This is a genomic window from Citrobacter sp. wls708 (assembly GCF_005281255.1).
Lineage (GTDB): Bacteria > Pseudomonadota > Gammaproteobacteria > Enterobacterales > Enterobacteriaceae > Citrobacter > Citrobacter werkmanii.
The window spans coordinates 434,901-452,877 of record NZ_SZXE01000023.1 but is presented as its reverse complement, the minus strand read 5'-3'; the positions used below and the strand labels follow the sequence as shown (position 1 = coordinate 452,877).

Annotated in this window: 15 protein-coding genes and 1 pseudogene; 7 read left to right on the top strand and 9 right to left on the bottom strand. The window is 54.5% G+C overall.

Annotated features, from left to right (window positions below; all coding sequences use genetic code 11):
- Positions 1-17 precede the first annotated feature (17 nt).
- From glnD to FDW97_RS17645, 3 genes are all read left to right on the top strand, one after another.
- On the top strand, positions 18-2,690 hold the full coding sequence (gene glnD / locus FDW97_RS17655; RefSeq protein ID WP_137351396.1) for a bifunctional uridylyltransferase/uridylyl-removing protein GlnD: 2,673 nt from the start codon (positions 18-20) through the stop codon (positions 2,688-2,690).
- 31 nt (positions 2,691-2,721) lie between these two features.
- The gene (dapD, locus tag FDW97_RS17650) at positions 2,722-3,546 is read left to right on the top strand and encodes a 2,3,4,5-tetrahydropyridine-2,6-dicarboxylate N-succinyltransferase (RefSeq protein WP_006686779.1); all 825 of its coding nucleotides are present in this window, start codon (positions 2,722-2,724) and stop codon (positions 3,544-3,546) included.
- A 109-nt stretch (positions 3,547-3,655) separates the two neighbouring features.
- A complete protein-coding gene (locus FDW97_RS17645; RefSeq protein ID WP_003018562.1) occupies positions 3,656-4,042 on the top strand; it encodes a DUF3461 family protein in 387 nt (128 codons plus the stop codon).
- 83 nt (positions 4,043-4,125) lie between these two features.
- Here the strand turns inward: FDW97_RS17645 and cdaR are convergent, their stop codons facing one another.
- From cdaR to dgt, 3 genes are all read right to left on the bottom strand, one after another.
- On the bottom strand, positions 4,126-5,283 hold the full coding sequence (cdaR, locus tag FDW97_RS17640; protein WP_038637395.1) for a DNA-binding transcriptional regulator CdaR: 1,158 nt from the start codon (positions 5,281-5,283) through the stop codon (positions 4,126-4,128).
- Between the two features lie 147 nt (positions 5,284-5,430).
- Positions 5,431-6,864, bottom strand: a complete 1,434-nt coding sequence (degP, locus tag FDW97_RS17635; RefSeq protein WP_005132129.1) for a serine endoprotease DegP — start codon at positions 6,862-6,864, stop codon at positions 5,431-5,433.
- Positions 6,865-6,993: 129 nt separating this feature from the next.
- Positions 6,994-8,511 carry a dGTPase gene (gene dgt / locus FDW97_RS17630; RefSeq protein ID WP_137351395.1) on the bottom strand — a complete coding sequence of 506 codons (1,518 nt, stop codon included), beginning with the start codon at positions 8,509-8,511 and terminating at the stop codon, positions 6,994-6,996.
- Positions 8,512-8,594: 83 nt separating this feature from the next.
- Between dgt and mtnN the strand changes: the two genes are divergently transcribed.
- The 3 genes from mtnN to FDW97_RS17615 are packed head-to-tail and all read left to right on the top strand — an operon-like array spanning position 8,595 to position 10,747.
- Positions 8,595-9,293 (top strand): 5'-methylthioadenosine/S-adenosylhomocysteine nucleosidase, encoded by a 699-nt coding sequence (gene mtnN / locus FDW97_RS17625; RefSeq protein WP_038637386.1) that lies wholly within the window; start codon positions 8,595-8,597, stop codon positions 9,291-9,293.
- A complete protein-coding gene (gene btuF / locus FDW97_RS17620) occupies positions 9,286-10,086 on the top strand; it encodes a vitamin B12 ABC transporter substrate-binding protein BtuF (RefSeq protein ID WP_137351394.1) in 801 nt (266 codons plus the stop codon). The genes mtnN and btuF overlap by 8 nt, the downstream gene beginning before the upstream one ends.
- A 37-nt stretch (positions 10,087-10,123) precedes the next feature.
- Positions 10,124-10,747, top strand: coding sequence for a TRIC cation channel family protein (locus FDW97_RS17615; protein WP_038637378.1), 624 nt, complete (start codon positions 10,124-10,126; stop codon positions 10,745-10,747).
- A gap of 119 nt (positions 10,748-10,866) precedes the next feature.
- Here FDW97_RS17615 and erpA read toward each other — a convergent pair whose 3' ends face one another.
- The 3 genes and pseudogenes from erpA to clcA all read right to left on the bottom strand — a co-directional run bounded on the left by erpA (position 10,867) and on the right by clcA (position 12,714).
- Positions 10,867-11,211 carry an iron-sulfur cluster insertion protein ErpA gene (gene erpA, locus FDW97_RS17610; RefSeq protein WP_069324026.1) on the bottom strand — a complete coding sequence of 115 codons (345 nt, stop codon included), beginning with the start codon at positions 11,209-11,211 and terminating at the stop codon, positions 10,867-10,869.
- Positions 11,204-11,269, bottom strand: a pseudogene (yadW, locus tag FDW97_RS23530) (small protein YadW). Before yadW ends, erpA begins: the two are co-directional and overlap by 8 nt.
- A gap of 23 nt (positions 11,270-11,292) precedes the next feature.
- The gene (clcA, locus tag FDW97_RS17605; RefSeq protein WP_038637374.1) at positions 11,293-12,714 is read right to left on the bottom strand and encodes a H(+)/Cl(-) exchange transporter ClcA; all 1,422 of its coding nucleotides are present in this window, start codon (positions 12,712-12,714) and stop codon (positions 11,293-11,295) included.
- 168 nt (positions 12,715-12,882) lie between these two features.
- On the opposite strand from clcA, the gene hemL reads away from it, so the two are divergent.
- Complete coding sequence (gene hemL / locus FDW97_RS17600) at positions 12,883-14,163, top strand: glutamate-1-semialdehyde 2,1-aminomutase (RefSeq protein WP_137351393.1); 1,281 nt, start codon at positions 12,883-12,885, stop codon at positions 14,161-14,163.
- Between the two features lie 114 nt (positions 14,164-14,277).
- Here hemL and fhuB read toward each other — a convergent pair whose 3' ends face one another.
- From fhuB to fhuC, 3 genes are read right to left on the bottom strand one after another with little or no spacing between them, the layout of a single operon-like run.
- Positions 14,278-16,260: a Fe(3+)-hydroxamate ABC transporter permease FhuB gene (fhuB, locus tag FDW97_RS17595; protein ID WP_137351392.1), complete on the bottom strand. Its 1,983-nt coding sequence runs from the start codon at positions 16,258-16,260 to the stop codon at positions 14,278-14,280.
- Positions 16,257-17,147: a Fe(3+)-hydroxamate ABC transporter substrate-binding protein FhuD gene (gene fhuD, locus FDW97_RS17590; RefSeq protein WP_137351391.1), complete on the bottom strand. Its 891-nt coding sequence runs from the start codon at positions 17,145-17,147 to the stop codon at positions 16,257-16,259. Before fhuD ends, fhuB begins: the two co-directional genes overlap by 4 nt.
- The gene (gene fhuC / locus FDW97_RS17585; protein ID WP_137351390.1) at positions 17,147-17,944 is read right to left on the bottom strand and encodes a Fe3+-hydroxamate ABC transporter ATP-binding protein FhuC; all 798 of its coding nucleotides are present in this window, start codon (positions 17,942-17,944) and stop codon (positions 17,147-17,149) included. Before fhuC ends, fhuD begins: the two co-directional genes overlap by 1 nt.
- Between the last annotated feature and the right edge of the window lie 33 nt (positions 17,945-17,977).

Here is a 17,977-nt window from a genome sequence, read left to right as displayed (position 1 = left end):
TTAATGGGTGGCGCATAATGAATACTCTTCCTGAACAGCACGCAAATACAGCCCTCCCCACCCTGCCTGGCCAACCGCAAAACCCCGGAACCTGGCCACAGAATGATCTCAACTGCGCCGGCATTAAAGCGCATATCGACACGTTCCAGCGCTGGTTAGGCGAAGCGTTTGACAGCGGAATTTCCGCTGAACAGCTCATTGAGGCCCGTACCGAATTTATTGACCAGTTGCTACAGCGCCTGTGGATTGAAGCCGGTTTTGGCCAAATTGCCGACCTGGCGCTGGTTGCCGTTGGAGGTTACGGGCGCGGCGAACTGCACCCGCTTTCCGATATCGACCTGTTGATCCTCAGCCGTAAAAAGCTCCCTGACGCGCAGGCCGAAAAAGTCGGTGAGCTGTTAACGCTGTTGTGGGACGTGAGGCTGGAAGTGGGCCACAGCGTGCGTACGCTGGAAGAGTGTCTGCTGGAAGGTTTATCAGATTTAACCGTCGCCACCAATCTGATAGAAACACGCCTGCTGATTGGCGACGTGGCGCTGTTTCTTGAGCTACAAAAGCATATTTTTAGCGAAGGTTTCTGGCCGTCCGATAAGTTTTACGCCGCCAAAGTGGAAGAGCAAAATCAACGCCACCAGCGTTATCACGGCACCAGCTACAATCTGGAACCCGATATCAAAAGCAGCCCCGGCGGCCTGCGCGACATCCACACTCTACAATGGGTCGCCCGCCGCCATTTTGGCGCCACGTCGCTGGATGAAATGGTTGGTTTTGGTTTTTTGACGCTGGCGGAGCGTGCCGAGCTGAATGAATGCTTGCATATCCTGTGGCGCATACGCTTTGCTCTGCACCTGATCGTGAGTCGTTACGATAACCGCCTGCTGTTTGATCGTCAGCTCAGCGTAGCCCAACGGCTAAACTACGGCGGTGAGGGCAACGAGCCAATCGAGCGGATGATGAAAGACTATTTCCGCGTTACGCGACGGGTCAGCGAACTGAACCACATGCTGTTGCAGCTGTTCGACGAGGCGATCCTCGCTATGCCCGCCGACGAAAAGCCGCGTCCGATTGATGACGACTTTCAACTGCGTGGCTCCTTGATTGATCTGCGCAGCGATGACCTGTTTATCCGCAAACCCGAAGCGATATTGCGGATGTTCTACATTATGGTGCGTAACAGCGCAATCAGTGGGATTTACTCCACCACGCTGCGCCATCTGCGCCATGCCCGTCGTCATTTAACGCAACCGTTATGCTACATCCCGGAAGCGCGCTCGCTGTTTCTCAGCATGTTACGCCATCCGGGCGCGGTGAGTCGTGGTCTGCTGCCGATGCATCGCCACAGCGTATTGTGGGCCTATATGCCGCAATGGTCGCATATCGTCGGCCAAATGCAGTTTGACCTGTTTCATGCCTATACGGTAGATGAACACACCATCCGCGTAATGCTCAAGCTGGAAAGTTTTGCCAACGAAGAGACCCGCCAGCGCCATCCGCTGTGTGTGGATCTGTGGCCGCGCCTGCGGCAGCCGGAGCTGATTCTGATTGCCGCGTTGTTCCATGATATCGCCAAAGGCCGCGGTGGCGATCATTCGGTTCTCGGTGCTCAGGACGTACTCAAATTCGCCGAACTGCACGGCCTGAACTCCCGCGAAACACAGCTGATCGTGTGGCTGGTGCGCCAGCATTTACTGATGTCAGTAACCGCTCAACGTCGCGATATTCAGGATCCCGAAGTGATTAAGCAATTCGCCGAAGAAGTGCAAACGGAACACCGCCTGCGCTTTTTGGTGTGCCTGACCGTCGCGGATATTTGCGCCACCAACGAAACGCTGTGGAATAGCTGGAAGCAAAGCCTGCTGCGCGAGCTGTACTTTGCCACGGAAAAACAGCTACGTCGTGGGATGCAAAACACGCCGGATATGCGCGAGCGCGTGCGTCACCATCAGCTTCAGGCGCTGGCGTTATTGCGGATGGATAACATTGATGAAGAAGCGCTACACCATATCTGGTCACGCTGTCGGGCAAACTATTTCGTGCGCCACAGTCCAAATCAACTGGCCTGGCATGCGCGTCATCTCTTACAACATGACCTCAAAGAGCCGCTCATTCTGCTTAGCCCGCAGGCAACGCGTGGAGGAACGGAAATCTTTATCTGGAGTCCGGATCGCCCGTATCTGTTTGCCGCCGTTTGCGCCGAGCTGGACCGGCGTAATCTGAGCGTCCACGATGCGCAGATTTTCACCACCCGCGATGGAATGGCGATGGATACGTTCATTGTGCTGGAGCCGGACGGTAGCCCGCTGTCGTCAGACCGACACGAAGCGATCCGCTTCGGGCTGGAACAGGCGATCACTCAGCGTAGCTGGCAACCGCCGCAACCGCGTCGCCAGCCGGCAAAATTACGCCATTTTACCGTCGATACCGAAGTGACTTTTCTGCCGACCCATACCGATCGAAAATCATTCCTCGAGCTTATCGCTCTCGACCAGCCAGGACTGCTGGCGCGGGTCGGGCAGATTTTTGCCGATCTGGGAATTTCGCTGCATGGCGCCCGAATTACAACAATTGGCGAGCGAGTAGAAGATTTATTCATAATCGCCACCGCCGACCGGCGCGCCCTTAATAATGAGCTGCAGCAGGAAGTGCATCAACGGTTGACAGAGGCCCTCAATCCAAACGATAAAGGGTGATGTTTTTATTTATTATGGAAAGAGTTTAACAATGCAGCAGTTACAGAACGTTATTGAATCCGCTTTCGAGCGCCGTGCCGACATTACTCCGGCAAATGTGGATACCGTAACCCGCGAAGCGGTGAATCAGGTTATTTCTTTACTGGATTCCGGTGCTCTGCGCGTCGCAGAAAAGATTGAGGGTCAGTGGGTCACGCATCAGTGGCTGAAAAAAGCGGTCCTGCTCTCTTTTCGTATTAACGATAATCAGGTTATCGATGGTGCGGAAAGCCGTTACTTCGATAAAGTGCCGATGAAATTCGCCGACTATGACGAAGCGCGTTTTCAGAAAGAAGGTTTCCGCGTGGTGCCGCCTGCGGCAGTACGTCAGGGCGCGTTTATCGCCCGTAACACCGTGCTGATGCCGTCTTACGTGAACATCGGCGCTTATGTTGATGAAGGTACGATGGTTGATACCTGGGCGACAGTCGGGTCCTGTGCGCAAATCGGTAAAAACGTACACTTGTCCGGCGGCGTTGGCATTGGCGGCGTACTGGAGCCGTTACAGGCTAACCCGACCATCATTGAAGACAACTGCTTCATCGGCGCGCGTTCTGAAGTCGTAGAAGGCGTGATCGTCGAAGAAGGATCCGTTATCTCCATGGGCGTGTACATCGGCCAGAGCACCCGTATTTACGATCGTGAAACTGGCGAAGTACATTATGGCCGCGTTCCGGCGGGCTCCGTTGTCGTCTCCGGCAACCTGCCGTCGAAAGATGGCAAATACAGCCTGTACTGCGCGGTGATAGTGAAAAAGGTTGATGCCAAAACGCGTGGCAAAGTGGGAATCAACGAACTGTTACGCACCATCGACTAACAGCAATTTGAAAAAGCGGGCTTAGCCCGCTTTTTTTACATCTGCGAGTGGCGTAAACAAGGCTTTTCGTTAATTATTCAATGGTTATAGTGAGCTTAAGGGTACCGCTATGTATGACAATCTGAAAAGTCTGGGCATTACTAATCCTGAAGAGATCGATCGTTACAGCCTGCGGCAAGAAGCCAACAACGATATCCTGAAAATCTATTTCCAGAAGGATAAAGGCGAGTTTTTTGCCAAGAGCGTGAAGTTCAAATATCCCCGTCAGCGTAAAACGGTTGTCGCCGATGGCGTCGGCCAGGGTTATAAAGAAGTGCAGGAGATCAGCCCCAACCTGCGCTATGTGATCGATGAACTGGATCAGATCTGCCAGCGCGATCGCAGCGAAGTCGATCTTAAACGTAAGATCCTCGATGATTTACGTCATCTGGAAAGCGTCGTGACCAACAAGATCAGCGAAATTGAAGCCGATCTGGAAAAACTGACGCGTAAATAACCGCGAGTGGATGTATTCGTAGGCCGGGTAAGGCGAAGCCGCCACCCGGCATTTTGCCTGATAAGCGTCGCGCCATCAGGCAATCAATGCTGCTCATCTAACTGCAATGCCACATACAGCAGCAGCCTGTCGTCAAAATTCCCCAAATCCAGCCCGGTCAGTTCTGAAATACGATTCAGGCGATACTCCAGCGTATTGCGATGAATAAACAAGGCTTTTGAGGTCGCCAGCGGCTGAACGTTATGCCGAAACCATGCCGCTAATGTCCGACGCAGCAAGCCGTTGTTATCCATTGCTTTTAACCGTACCAACGGACGCGCCAGCTCATTGGCCTGCCAGCCGCCGCGCAGGCTGTCCAGCAGTACCGGCAGCATCAGATCCTGATAGAAATAGCTTCGGCTTTCCGGCATCCGCTGCTTACCGACCATCATGGTGGTACGCGCCGTACGATACGAACGGGCAATGCTGCCAGGTCCGGTAAAATAGTTGCCGAGCGAGACGCGAAAACGCAGCTGTCCGTTCTCTTTCATCCGGGCAATGAGCTGTTCAACGCGCTTGCGATGATCTTCGGCATCCCAGCGGCCAAACTGATTGAGCGCGGGTTTCAGCACCACCATCTCAGTCAGGGAAACAATCGCAATCAGATTATTACGCTCTGGCGTGGTCAACGCATTCTGTAATTGCTGTAGTTCAGCCATCGCGCTGTCAACACCAAGCTGACCGCTGTCGACTTCGACTACCGCTACCACGCGCGGCTGGTTCAAATCGATGCCTAAACGCTGCGCCCATTCCATTAGCGCTGGGGTATTTTCTTCCGCCTGAATCAGGTTCATCACCAATTCTTCGCGCAGACGGCTGTCCTGGGCTAAAAGATGCATCAGACGCGACTGTTCCAGCATCATTTCGGCGGTCATACATACCAATTCGCCGTATTTGCGCAGATGTTCCGGTTCGCCGGTAAGACCGATAACGCCAACGATTTCGCCGTCAAGACGCAGCGGCAGATTGATCCCCTGTCGCACACCGTGTAAATGCCGTGCAACCGCATCGTCAATATCGACCACCCGCCCCTGAGAAAGCACCAGCAGCGCGCCTTCGTGCAATTCACCAATTCGTTCGCGATCGCCGCTGCCGATTATCCGCCCACGGGCATCCATTACGTTGATATTGGTATCAATGATGCGCATGGTACGCGCCACGATATCCTGCGCCATTTTGGTATCAAGATGCCAGCCAGCCATAAACCCTCCTGTGAGCAGAGCTCAAGCATAAGGAAGATAACAAGCGACAACATTGTGCAAATGCACAAAGCGGAAGAGAGAAGTATGGAGTTGTGGGAGGTATCACAAAAAGAAACCCCTTCCTGTGCAGGAAGGGGTTGAGGGAGATTACTGCATCAACAGATAGATGGAGCTGTCGCCACGCTGAATGTTCAGCGCCAGTACAGCGGGTTTGCTGTCGAGAATTTTGCGCAGTTCGGCGATATTTTTCACCGGTTGCTGGTTAGCACCGATAATCACATCCCCTTTCTTCAGGCCAATCTGTGCAGCCGGAGAATTCGGTTTCACGTCGCTTACCACGACCCCTTTGTCCTGGCCCTTGTTGCTCATATCAGCACCTTCAATGCCTTTGAAGATAGAGCTGGAATCAACCTGGGTCTGGCTGCTCTGCTGCAGTTCCAGATTCACAGTAACAGGCTTACCGTCGCGCAGCAGGCCAAGGTTAATTTTGCTGCCTACCGGCATAGTTCCCACCTGCGCACGCAGTGCGGCAAAGCTGCTGATAGGTTTACCGTTCAGGGAGGTAATCACATCCCCGGCTTTAATACCCGCTTTCGCTGCGGAAGAGTTCGGCATGACCTGGCTGACGAATGCGCCACGCTGGGCGTCAACTTTCATCGCTTTCGCCAGCTCAGAGCTCAGCTCGGTACCCATGATGCCCAGCTCGCCACGTTTAACCTGGCCGAACTCAACCATCTGCGAGGTCAGGTTTTTCACCATGTTGCTTGGGATTGCAAAACCGATCCCGATATTACCGCCGTCCGGCGCGAGGATCGCGGTGTTAATCCCGATCAGCTCACCGTTCAGGTTGACCAGTGCGCCACCGGAGTTGCCCCGGTTGATCGCAGCATCCGTCTGGATAAAGTTCTCGTAGTTTTCCGCATTCAGGCCGCTACGACCCAGCGCAGAAACGATACCGGAGGTCACGGTCTCACCGAGACCAAACGGGTTGCCAATTGCCACGGTGTAATCACCCACGCGCAGCGCGTCGGAATCCGCCAGCTTAATTGCCGTCAGGTTTTTCGGATCCTGAATCTGGATCAACGCGATATCGGAGCGCGGATCTTTACCCACGATCTTCGCGTCAAACTTACGACCATCGCTCAGTTGAACCTTAATTACCGTGGCGTTATCCACCACGTGGTTGTTGGTCACAACATACCCTTTCGCAGCATCAATAATTACGCCGGAGCCCAGCGCCATAAATTTTTGCTGCTGGCCGCCGCCGTTGTCAGCGCCCGGTGCGCCGCCCTGGCAGAACGGGGAACTCTGGAACGGAGAACCGTCCTGGCAGAACGGGGAATTATCACCGAAGAACTGCTGGAAATTACGCGGCATGCGCGGCGTATTCACCGTCGTGCTCCCCTCGACGTTAATACTCACCACCGATGGCATCACTTTTTCAAGCATCGGGGCCAGGCTTGGCATCTGTTGGGCGGTCGTTGCTGAAGACGCCGTTTCAGCCGCTGTTGCAGACAAGGGGGACAACGCCAAACCTAAACTCAGAGCCAGTGCACTCATTGCTAATGTGGTTTTTTTCATGTGTTTCGTTCTCGATTAACAGGTAACGCAAAATTGCTGTATACGTCAGAGTCGTTTTATAGCGCTAAGTTCCAGATTTAAGTTTAAGGAAAAAGTAAAATTTTATTGTCGATCTTTACAAATGATTATTTATTGTTCTACTGCCATCAACCGACGATATTCATCCCAGGCATATAAATCTGTCATCCCGCTGATATAATCCTGAATCAAACGGCAGCGATAATAATATTCCAGAACAGGAAACTCAGCGCAACTAGCCGATATTTTACTGACCGCCTCAACATAAGCAAGGCGATGGCGAGTAGACAACTTCTGAAATAACCGGGACTCGATAGGAAAACGTTTTACTCTTTCATTTTCGACCAGTTCCGTAAAATCTGACTTAGTCATTTTTAATAACGGTTGATAGATTTCCAGCAGCCCGCTTATCACCCGATAGCCCTGTAACTCCAGTTGCTCTACGTCTGGGTGGCTAAAGACATGTTTTATCGCCACATTTTTATAGACGCCCAGCAACTGGCTGAAGCTACTGGCATCTTCTAACAGCGCGTGATTAAAACATCCCTCGAAAATCTGCGGCAAGTTATCGATAAATCGCTGGGCAGCGTACGGCACCAGTTTATTCAATGTATTAACGCGTAAATACATAAAGAACTGATCTTCGGTACTCCGGCTTAATGTATTTGAACGTGATTTCTCCCAGGCGTTCTCTACCACCAGACTGAACAGGGAACCTTTTTCGTGGTGTCCCCACGCCGCATACAGATGCTGATAAAGTTGTTCGACGCTAAAGATTCTTTTCTCAACGGCATCTTCCAGATCGGCCACACAATAAGAGATATCATCAGCAGCTTCCATAATCCAGGTTAATGGAAAGCGACTGTAAGGCGCTAATGATAATTCTTTACGTAATCTCTCAATATACGATTCTTCGGAAAGATAATAACCCGGTTTCTTCATTAAATAGTTGTGTGTTGCGGGCGCATTGCCGCGCCACCACGCCGGGCGGGTATATTTCAAAATACCGCCAACCTGCGCCCAGGTAAGATTCATACGCATCAGGGTATGTACCAGACGAATCCCTTGCGCATTACCCTCAAAATGGCACAGGTCCTGTCGCACTTTACGGCGAATATCATTCAGCGACTCTTCGCCCTCGCGCAAACGTAATGCCGCCACCAGGCAACGGTCATCGCTGAGTGGCTGACTTTCCGCATCTGCGGGGTACAGTCGCTGGCGGAACCAGTCATTAATCGCCGCTTCACCAAAGTGACCAAACGGCGGATTGCCAATGTCATGCATCAGGCAGGACATTTCAACAATACTCTCAAACGGTCCCGTCAGTTCATCCAGACCATACTGCTCCAGCAACTTTTGCTCTTTGAGTCGGCTGAGGATCTCTTTCGCGATATAGCGACCAACCTGCTGAACTTCCATTGAGTGCGTCAAACGCGTGCGTACCGCCGCATTACGTTCCAACGGAAAGACCTGGGTCTTTTGTTGCAGTCGGCGAATTGCCGGAGAATTGATAATACGTCCACGATCGCTTTCGAAAATACGCAGGATCTCGTGCTCAGTCTTCACGCCCTGCGGCGAACGGTAACGACGATGCCAGTTTATTTTTTTTCGGAAATCGATCTGTGCCATGTCCTCTCCCGCCTGAGAAATGCGCTACCCCGTAAGCGCATGATAGACTATGCCCTCAAATCTGGCTTATCGCGAGTAAATCTATGAAAATCGGCATCATTGGTGCAATGGAAGAAGAAGTTACGCTACTGCGTGACAAAATCGAAAACCGTCAGACCATCGCTCTCGGCGGTTGTGAAATTTACACCGGCCAACTTAATGGTACTGAGGTTGCGCTACTGAAATCAGGCATCGGTAAAGTCGCTGCGGCACTGGGCGCTACGTTGCTGCTTGAACGCTGCAAGCCGGACGCTATCATTAATACCGGTTCAGCGGGCGGCCTGGCCTCTACGCTGAAAGTCGGCGATATCGTGGTTTCTGATGAAGCGCGCTATCACGATGCCGACGTCACGGCATTTGGCTATGAATTTGGTCAGCTACCGGGTTGCCCGGCGGGTTTCAAAGCCGATCCTGCGCTGATTGCTGCAGCAGAAGCCTGCATTGCTGAACTGAATCTGAATGCCGTCCGTGGGCTTATCGTCAGCGGAGATGCCTTCATTAATGGCTCTGTCGGCCTGGCTAAAATTAAGCATAACTTCCCGCAGGCGATTGCCGTTGAGATGGAAGCAACCGCGATTGCGCATGTTTGCCACAATTTTAACGTGCCGTTCGTCGTGGTTCGCGCCATCTCCGACGTCGCCGATCAGCAGTCCCATCTCAGCTTTGACGAGTTCCTGGTGGTCGCCGCGAAGCAGTCAAGCCTGATGGTTGAAACGCTGGTACAGAAACTGGCGCATGGCTAAATTACTCTCCAGGGCGCTGGTCGCCCTGCTTTTCACTCTTCCGGCGTTCCTTTACGCCGCACCGCGTGTTGTTACGCTTTCTCCTGCCAATACTGAACTCGCCTTTGCCGCAGGCATTACGCCCGTTGGCGTCAGCAGCTACTCCAATTACCCGCCCGAGGCCCAAAAAATTGAAGAGGTCTCAACCTGGCAAGGCATGAATCTGGAACGCATTGTGGCGCTGAAACCGGATTTGGTCGTCGCCTGGCGCGGAGGAAATGCTGAGCGGCAGGTTAATCAGCTAACCGCGCTGGGCATTAAAGTCATTTGGGTGGATGCCGTTACCATTGAGCAGGTCGCCGATGCGCTACGCCAATTGGCGCCATGGAGCCCCAGGCCAGAGCAGGCCAAACAGGCGGCAAAAACATTGCTTGATGAATACGCTTTACTAAAATCTCAGTATGCCAACAAACCGAAAAAACGCGTGTTTCTGCAGTTTGGGGCGAATCCTCTGTTTACCAGTGGAAAAGGCTCCATTCAGCATGAGGTTCTTGAGGTATGCGGCGGAGAAAACATTTTTGCCGGCAGTCGGGTTCCATGGCCGCAGGTTAGCCGTGAACAGGTCCTGGCAAGAGCGCCGCAGGCTATCGTTGCCACCGGTGGTTCGGGCGAAACGCTGAAAATTGAGCAATTTTGGGGAAATCAGCTTAAAATCCCGGTTATTACCCTTAATAGTGATTGGTTCGAACGTGCGAGCCCGCGTATTATCCTCGCCGCAAAACAACTCTGCAATGCGCTTTCACAGGTAAATTAGCGCCTGCCCCCACCAGGTTTGTTGTGAGGATTTAAACATGCTCGTCTATTGGCTGGATATTGTCGGTACCGCGGTATTTGCTATCTCTGGCGTATTGCTTGCCGGAAAACTGCGTATGGATCCCTTCGGCGTTCTGGTCTTAGGCGTGGTAACAGCCGTCGGTGGCGGCACGATCCGCGATATGGCGCTGGATAACGGACCGGTTTTTTGGGTTAAGGATCCTACCGATCTGGTGGTGGCGATGATCACCAGCATGCTGACGATCCTGCTGGTGCGTCAGCCCCGACGGTTGCCGAAGTGGATCCTGCCGGTGCTGGATGCCGTTGGTCTGGCGGTATTCGTGGGTATTGGCGTCAACAAAGCTTTTATTGCCGGAACAGGGCCTCTGGTGGCAATTTGTATGGGCGTGATTACCGGCGTTGGCGGTGGGATCATTCGTGACGTATTAGCCCGTGAAGTGCCGATGATTTTGCGCACCGAAATCTACGCTACAGCCTGCATTATCGGCGGGATCGTACATGCGACCGCGTTTTATACCTTTGATGTTTCACTGGAAAACGCCAGTATGATGGGGATGATTGTCACCCTGCTGATTCGACTGGCCGCCATTCGCTGGCATTTGAAATTGCCGACGTTTGCGCTGGATGATAACGGGCGTTGATATGACGATACAGAACATGTAGGCCGGATAAGGCGTTTACGCCGCCATCCGGCACATTGCCCGGTGGCGCTGCGCTTACCGGGCCTACAACATCAGACCATCAGTATTACAGACAGCAATCAGATGCTGAAAGAAGAACCACACCCGCAGGTGCTTTTAGCATTCGGGTTAGTCACAACGAAGCGGGAACCTTCCAGACCTTCGGTATAGTCAACCGAACCGCCCACCAGATATTGCAGGCTCATCGGATCAACCACCAGACCAACACCTTGTTTCTCAATGGTCATATCACCATCGTTCACCTGATCATCAAAGGTGAAACCATACTGGAAACCGCTGCAACCACCGCCGGTGATATACACGCGTAATTTCAGATTCGGGTTATCTTCATCAGCGATCAGGCTTTTTACTTTCTTGGCTGCTGCTTCAGTAAATTGCAGTGGCAGCGCTACGTCATCACTCATATTTTGCTCCAAACGACATTGGCAATTGGGCAAATTATAACCCAATGGTTAAAGCCATTATCTAATACCCTGGTATTTCGTTCAAGTATTCTCGCCAGCGGTAGTCCCCTGACTTTTTGCCGCCTGCTCCGCTTCCTGCTTTGCCAGCGTGCGGGCAAGGATAGTCGAGTATAGCGGCTTTCCGCCCATAAATTGGGCTAATAGTGTTGCGCCAAGACAGGTAATAATCATTGGCAAAATGAGCTGATAGTTATCGGTCATCTCCAGCACCAGCACAATACCGGTGAGCGGCGCCCTTACCGAAGCCGCCAACAAAGCCCCCATTCCGGCAATGGCAAAAGTTCCGGCCTCCAGATGATACTGCGGAAAAGAGGCCGCTGCGGCCATACCGAACGCGGTACCAAGCAGCGTACCCAACGCCAGCATCGGGGCAAAAATCCCGCCAGGCGCGCCGGACGAGAAGCACAGCAGCGTGGTAATCACCCGGGCAATAAAGATAAACAGCAGCAGACCGACGCTAAAATTGCCCGCCGCAGCAATCGGGATCAAGTTAAACCCACCACCCGCTGCTTCAGGTTTAATTAATCCGAGGATCCCGCACAAGCCGCCAATCGCGCCGCCCATGAGCACCCATTTTTTAATCTCACCACCGTGGAAACGCTGGAACATATCCTGGGTACGCAACACCATGGTATTAAACAACGGTCCGACGCAGCCAAAAACAATCCCCAGCACCAGATACAGCCACAGCGTATTCACCGGCGCATTGGAGAGCTTGCCAACTTCAATAATCGGAGCTTCACCATTGAAAACGCGAAACACAATGCTCGACATGATGACGCCGGTAAACACGGCTTTGATCGACACGAGGTTATAGCGAAACTGCGGACGCATCTCTTCAATAATGAACAGGATCCCCGCCAGAGGGGCATTGAACGCCGCCGACAGGCCCGCAGCGGCACCGGTAGCCAGCAGAGTATGACGCGCTTCGGCGCTGCGCATACGAAAAATATCCAGCACCATACGCCCAATGTTGCCGCCAATCTGCACGGTCGGCCCTTCTCGCCCGAGCACCATCCCAGCGCCCAGCGTGCCCATACCGCCGATAAATTTCACCGGCAGAACGCGCCACCAGCGCACAGGTCGCAATTCCTCCAAAGCGCCTTCAATCTCTGGGATCCCCGAACCGCCCGCTTCCGGCGCAAATTTACGCACCAGAAAATAGCCGACCATCGCCAGCAATGCGGAGAGGATAAACGCCAGCGGCCACAGCAAAATGGCATGGTCCGCAACCTGAGCCAACGCGCCGATGCGCTGATTCTGCACCCAGGTCACCGCTTTCTCAAACGCCACGCCCACTAGTCCCGTCACGGTCCCCACTACCGCGGCCATCAAGAGGATCGCCAACGGCGTTTTGTCTCGTTCCAGGAGTCGACGGATTTGATCCCTGCGGCGTAAACGCACAATTTGTTGTGCTTCAAAAGAGGGAGTGTCAGTCTTCATCAGATGATCATTTATTGGTAATACAAATACGGAATCGGCATTCTACTCGCACATTTCACGAAAATCCCCTGCAAATCGCATTGTTTCAATTGCGTAAAACTTTCATAACCTTCTCTGAATAACTAGAATAGCGGGCATTTACTTTTTCTACGAACCAGGACCCCATCCATGAGTAAGTCTGAAAATCTCTACAGCGCAGCACGCGAACTTATCCCTGGCGGCGTTAACTCCCCCGTTCGCGCCTTTACTGGCGTGGGTGGTACTCCGCTGTTTATCGAAAAAGCGGACGGCGCGTATCTGTATGATGTCGATGGTAAAGCCTATGTCGACTACGTCGGTTCCTGGGGACCGATGGTGCTGGGTCACAACCATCCGGCAATCCGTAATGCAGTGATTGAAGCGGCAGAGCGCGGTTTAAGTTTCGGCGCGCCGACCGAGATGGAAGTGAAAATGGCGGAACTGGTCACTGAACTCGTACCGACCATGGACATGGTGCGCATGGTGAACTCCGGTACGGAAGCGACGATGAGCGCCATCCGTCTGGCGCGCGGTTTCACCGGTCGCGATAAGATCATCAAATTTGAAGGCTGCTACCACGGCCATGCTGACTGCCTGCTGGTCAAAGCCGGTTCCGGCGCGTTAACGCTGGGCCAGCCGAACTCCCCTGGCGTACCCGCTGATTTCGCGAAACACACCCTGACCTGCACCTACAACGATCTCGCTTCGGTACGTGCGGCGTTTGAGCAATATCCGCAGGAGATCGCCTGTATCATCGTTGAGCCGGTCGCCGGCAACATGAACTGCATTCCGCCACTGCCGGAATTCCTGCCAGGCCTGCGTGCGCTGTGCGATGAGTTTGGCGCGCTGTTGATCATCGATGAAGTGATGACCGGTTTCCGCGTGGCGCTGGCCGGTGCGCAGGATTATTACGGCGTCGTTCCGGACCTGACCTGCCTGGGTAAAATCATCGGCGGCGGGATGCCCGTTGGCGCATTCGGTGGCCGTCGTGATGTGATGGACGCGCTGGCGCCGACCGGTCCGGTTTACCAGGCGGGTACGCTGTCTGGTAACCCGATTGCAATGGCGGCGGGTTTTGCTTGTCTGAACGAAGTGGCCCAACCGGGTATTCATGAAACGCTGAATGAACTGACAACGCGTCTGGCGGAAGGTCTGCTGGAAGCCGCCGAAGAAGCGAACATTCCTCTGGTGGTTAACCATGTGGGCGGGATGTTCGGGATTTTCTTCACCGATGCAGAAACCGTGACCTGCTATCAAGATGTGATGGCATGCGACGTTGAACGTTTTAAGCAGTTCTTCCACATGATGCTGGATGAAGGGATTTACCTGGCACCGTCTGCCTTCGAAGCGGGCTTTATGTCTGTGGCGCACAGCGAAGAAGATATCAATAACACCATCGACGCCGCGCGTCGGGTGTTTGCGAAACTGTAAAAGAGAACGTACAGAAACAAAGCAGGCCGGGTAAGGCGAAGCCGCCACCCGGCTTTTTTATTGCCGGATGGCGACGCAAAGCGTCTTATCCGGCCTACATGAAAAGAATCAGCCTCAGCGGCTCTGCTTTCTCAGCAGATAGATAAAGTACGGCGCGCCGATAAACGTCGACAGTAATCCCGCCGGGATCTGATACGGAAACAGCACCATTCTGCCGCACCAGTCGGCAAAGACCAACAGCACGCCTCCCGCCAGCGCCGAAATCAGCATATGCGGCATCGCCCGGCGAAAACCCATCATGCGAGCAATATGCGGCGCCATCAGCCCGACAAAGCTCAACGGCCCAATCGTCATGGTTGCTGTCGCCGTTAATCCCGCCGCCAACAGCAGTAATCCCACGCGTGACGGCGTCAACGCCAGACCGACCGCCCGCGCCGTATCGCCGCCAAGAGGTAAAATCGTCAACCAACGACGACACAGTGGCGTCAGCGCCAGCAAGAAAACCATCACTATCCCGGTATGCAATACCTGCTCGCCAGTCGCGTTATAGGTTGAACCGGAGATCCAGGTCAACACGCCCGCCATGCGCGGATCGCCGCTGGCCTGCAGCATCATTAGTAGCATTGTAAACGCCGTGCTGAGCGCCATCCCTGCCAGCAGCATGCGGTGCGGCGAAAAACCGCCGCGCCCGGCGGCAACCATGATGATAAGCAGAGTGACCGCCGCTCCGAGGCTCCCGGCGGGGAGCAGCCAGCCAAAGGCATTGCCGGGCACCAGAAACAGCATTAACACCACGCCAAATGCCGCGCCGGAACTAATACCGAGGACTTCCGGGCTGGCCATTGGATTTCCGGTCAGACGCTGAATAATGCAACCCGCCACCGCCAGCATCACCCCGGCAATCAGCGCCGCCAGAATACGCGGCCAGCGCCAGGGCATCAGTTCATCCAGCATCGATCCGCTGGCCCATGTCCAGCCGTGCGCATCACGTCCGAACGACAGTGCCACGACGACCGTCAGCAGTAAAATTGCGCCGCCCGCCAGCGCAAACATCAGGACATTTTGACGCTCAGCGGCGATGCGGTTGCTGGCATTCATATCCGGTGCGCTCATGCTCTTAAGGCGCGGCAGCAGCCACAGCAGCAGCGGCGCGCCAACCAGCGCCGTCACCGAACCAGTGGAGACTTCCATCCAGACGCGGGTTAGCCACAGAATGATTTGATCGGAGAGCCAGAGGATCAGCGCGCCGATCAGCGGGGCCAACATCAGACGCGCCAGTAAGCGCCGGGCGCCGAGCATTTTTGCCAGCAGCGGGGCAAACAGGCCGATAAAACCGATAATTCCGACAGCGTTAACCAGCAAGGCGCTGATGACAATCGCCAGCGTCAGTGCCGCCAGACGCGCCAGCGATAGCGCCAGCCCAAGGTTGCGCGCCACGCCGTCATCCAGTCCCATCAGCGTCATTGGGCGTAATAACAGCAGCGTCAACATCACGCCGCCCAGCAGTTGCGGCCACAAACGCTGAACGCCGCTCCAGTCGGTTTGCGTCAGCGAGCCACTGCTCCACAAAAACATGCTTTGCAGCTGATCGTGATGGAAAAGTACCAGCAACTGGTTAATCGCCCCGCAGTACAGGCTGACCACCAGACCGGCAAGGATTAGCGTCACGGGGGAGAGACGTTTGCCCCAGGCAACGCCAAACACCAGCGCGCCAACGATACAGGCCCCTGCCAGCGCCGCAAATTGCGCGGTCAGCGCCCCCGGAATCGCCCACAGCGTCGTGACCGTAATACCTAACTGCGCCCCGGTTGCGACCCCCAGCGTGGTTGGCTCCGCCAGTGGGTTACGCAGCACCTGCTGGAACAACACGCCGACCAACCCCAGCCCGGCGCCAACTAATAGCGAAATCGCCAGCCTCGGCAGCAGGCTGTAGTGGAAAACCATCTGCTCAATGGCATCGTTATCCGGTGACCAGATGGCCTGTTGCCACTGGCTGCGCGGTAGCGCCACAGAGAAGTTAACCCAGGTGAGCCAGCAGGCAGCGACGAACAGAACCGCCAGAAGAAGCGTTGGGAACAGCGCAATTCGTTTACTCACGCTTTGCCTCCCAGTGCATTATCCAGGATGCGGGCAAAATGCATCGCGGACAGCGTTGCACCATAAAACCAGACGGCAGGCACGCGCTGAAAACGTCCGTCACGGACAAACGGCATCGCCTGCCATAACGGCGTAGACATCAGCGCATCCATTTCTCTGTTGTTGCCGTGATCAAAACACAGCACATCAACATCCTTATAGGCTGCAAGCCGGTCAATACTCACGGCAGTGCTCCCCCAGAAGTTGGTTTCTCCCTGCCAGGCGTTGGGTATCCCATATTCGTCCAGCACCTCCTGGAACAGGCTGTTCGGGCCAAACACCAGCATATGCCGCGAATCAAGCAGGGACGTCAGGAGCACGGGGCGCGCGCCTCGTTGGATAAAGCGCGGTTTCAGGCTGGCGATAAAACGATCGTATTCAGTCAGATGGCGTTCAGCAGAAGCTGGCAGATTCAGCAACTGCGCCATTTCCTGCAGCGACTGACGCGCAACCGCCAGCGGCTTTTTGCCATCGCTGAAGTTAAATCCCCGACCAGGCGCAATCCGCGCCAGTTTTTCGGGGGCGGGGCCATAACCAGCCGACCATACCAAAAACGAGGGTTTCATTTCGGTCAGTAGTTCAAGATTGGGTTCCGTACGTAGACCGACGTCAATCACCGAGTCCGGCAGCGGAGGCTCATTAACCCACAGCTTGTAGTTAGGGATATCGGCAATGCCATACGGCGTAAAACCCAACGCCAGCAATAGCTCTACCGGCAGCCATTCCAGCGCCACAATACGTTGCGGATCAATCGCCGCCGCGTTAGCCGTATTCATCCGCCACAGCAGCGGCGACAGCGCCATCGCCGTCAGCAGCCGCCGACGGGTAATATGAGGTAATCCGATCATTAATAGACAAAACTCACGGGTGCGGCACCAGCCGGATGCGGCAAAATGCCCATCGGGATACCGTAAATCTGTTCCAGCGTTTCGCTGCGCATCAGTTCCGCAGGCGTTCCCTGAGCAATCATTTCGCCGCCGCGCAGCGCAACTAAATAATCGCAGTAGCGGGCCGCCATATTGATATCGTGCAGTACGGCAACCACCGTCAAGCCGCGCTCCTGACTTAAGCGATGCACCAGCGCCAGTACGTCGACCTGATGAGCGATATCCAGCGCAGAGGTCGGTTCGTCAAGCAGCAGGCAGCGGCTGTCCTGCGCCACCAGCATGGCGATCCACGCACGCTGACGCTCGCCGCCGGACAGGCTATCGACCAGACGATGCGCCAGGGGTTTTAAGCCCACCAACGCAATGGCTTCTTCTACTTTCTCTCTGTCGGCCACGCCAAAACGTCCCAGCGCGCCGTGCCACGGATAGCGGCCAATCGCTACCAGTTCGCGAACGGTCATCCCTTCTGCCTGCGGCAACTGCTGCGGCAAATAGGCGACCTTGCGGGCAAATGCTTTACTGCTCCAGTTCTCCAGCGGCTGTTCGTCGAGCAGGATTTGGCCTTCTGACGGCGGCTGATGACGTCCCAGCATTTTCAATAACGTCGATTTTCCGGAACCGTTGTGGCCGATAAGACCGGTCACTTTTCCTACGGGAAACGTTAACGAGAGAGGATGCAAAAGCGTGCGCCCAGGCACACGAAAGGAGACATTACGCAACGCAAAAGTGGTATCGGGATGGGATCTGTTTTCCTGCATAGCAGCCAACTTGTAAAACGGGCACGCAAAGCG

Coding starts and splice junctions, on each gene's coding strand:
- glnD (WP_137351396.1), top strand. CDS start 18: ATGAATACTCTTCCTGAACAGCACGCAAATACAGCCCTCCCCACCCTG.
- dapD (WP_006686779.1), top strand. CDS start 2,722: ATGCAGCAGTTACAGAACGTTATTGAATCCGCTTTCGAGCGCCGTGCC.
- FDW97_RS17645 (WP_003018562.1), top strand. CDS start 3,656: ATGTATGACAATCTGAAAAGTCTGGGCATTACTAATCCTGAAGAGATC.
- cdaR (WP_038637395.1), bottom strand. CDS start 5,283: ATGGCTGGCTGGCATCTTGATACCAAAATGGCGCAGGATATCGTGGCG.
- degP (WP_005132129.1), bottom strand. CDS start 6,864: ATGAAAAAAACCACATTAGCAATGAGTGCACTGGCTCTGAGTTTAGGT.
- dgt (WP_137351395.1), bottom strand. CDS start 8,511: ATGGCACAGATCGATTTCCGAAAAAAAATAAACTGGCATCGTCGTTAC.
- mtnN (WP_038637386.1), top strand. CDS start 8,595: ATGAAAATCGGCATCATTGGTGCAATGGAAGAAGAAGTTACGCTACTG.
- btuF (WP_137351394.1), top strand. CDS start 9,286: ATGGCTAAATTACTCTCCAGGGCGCTGGTCGCCCTGCTTTTCACTCTT.
- FDW97_RS17615 (WP_038637378.1), top strand. CDS start 10,124: ATGCTCGTCTATTGGCTGGATATTGTCGGTACCGCGGTATTTGCTATC.
- erpA (WP_069324026.1), bottom strand. CDS start 11,211: ATGAGTGATGACGTAGCGCTGCCACTGCAATTTACTGAAGCAGCAGCC.
- clcA (WP_038637374.1), bottom strand. CDS start 12,714: ATGAAGACTGACACTCCCTCTTTTGAAGCACAACAAATTGTGCGTTTA.
- hemL (WP_137351393.1), top strand. CDS start 12,883: ATGAGTAAGTCTGAAAATCTCTACAGCGCAGCACGCGAACTTATCCCT.
- fhuD (WP_137351391.1), bottom strand. CDS start 17,147: ATGATCGGATTACCTCATATTACCCGTCGGCGGCTGCTGACGGCGATG.
- fhuC (WP_137351390.1), bottom strand. CDS start 17,944: ATGCAGGAAAACAGATCCCATCCCGATACCACTTTTGCGTTGCGTAAT.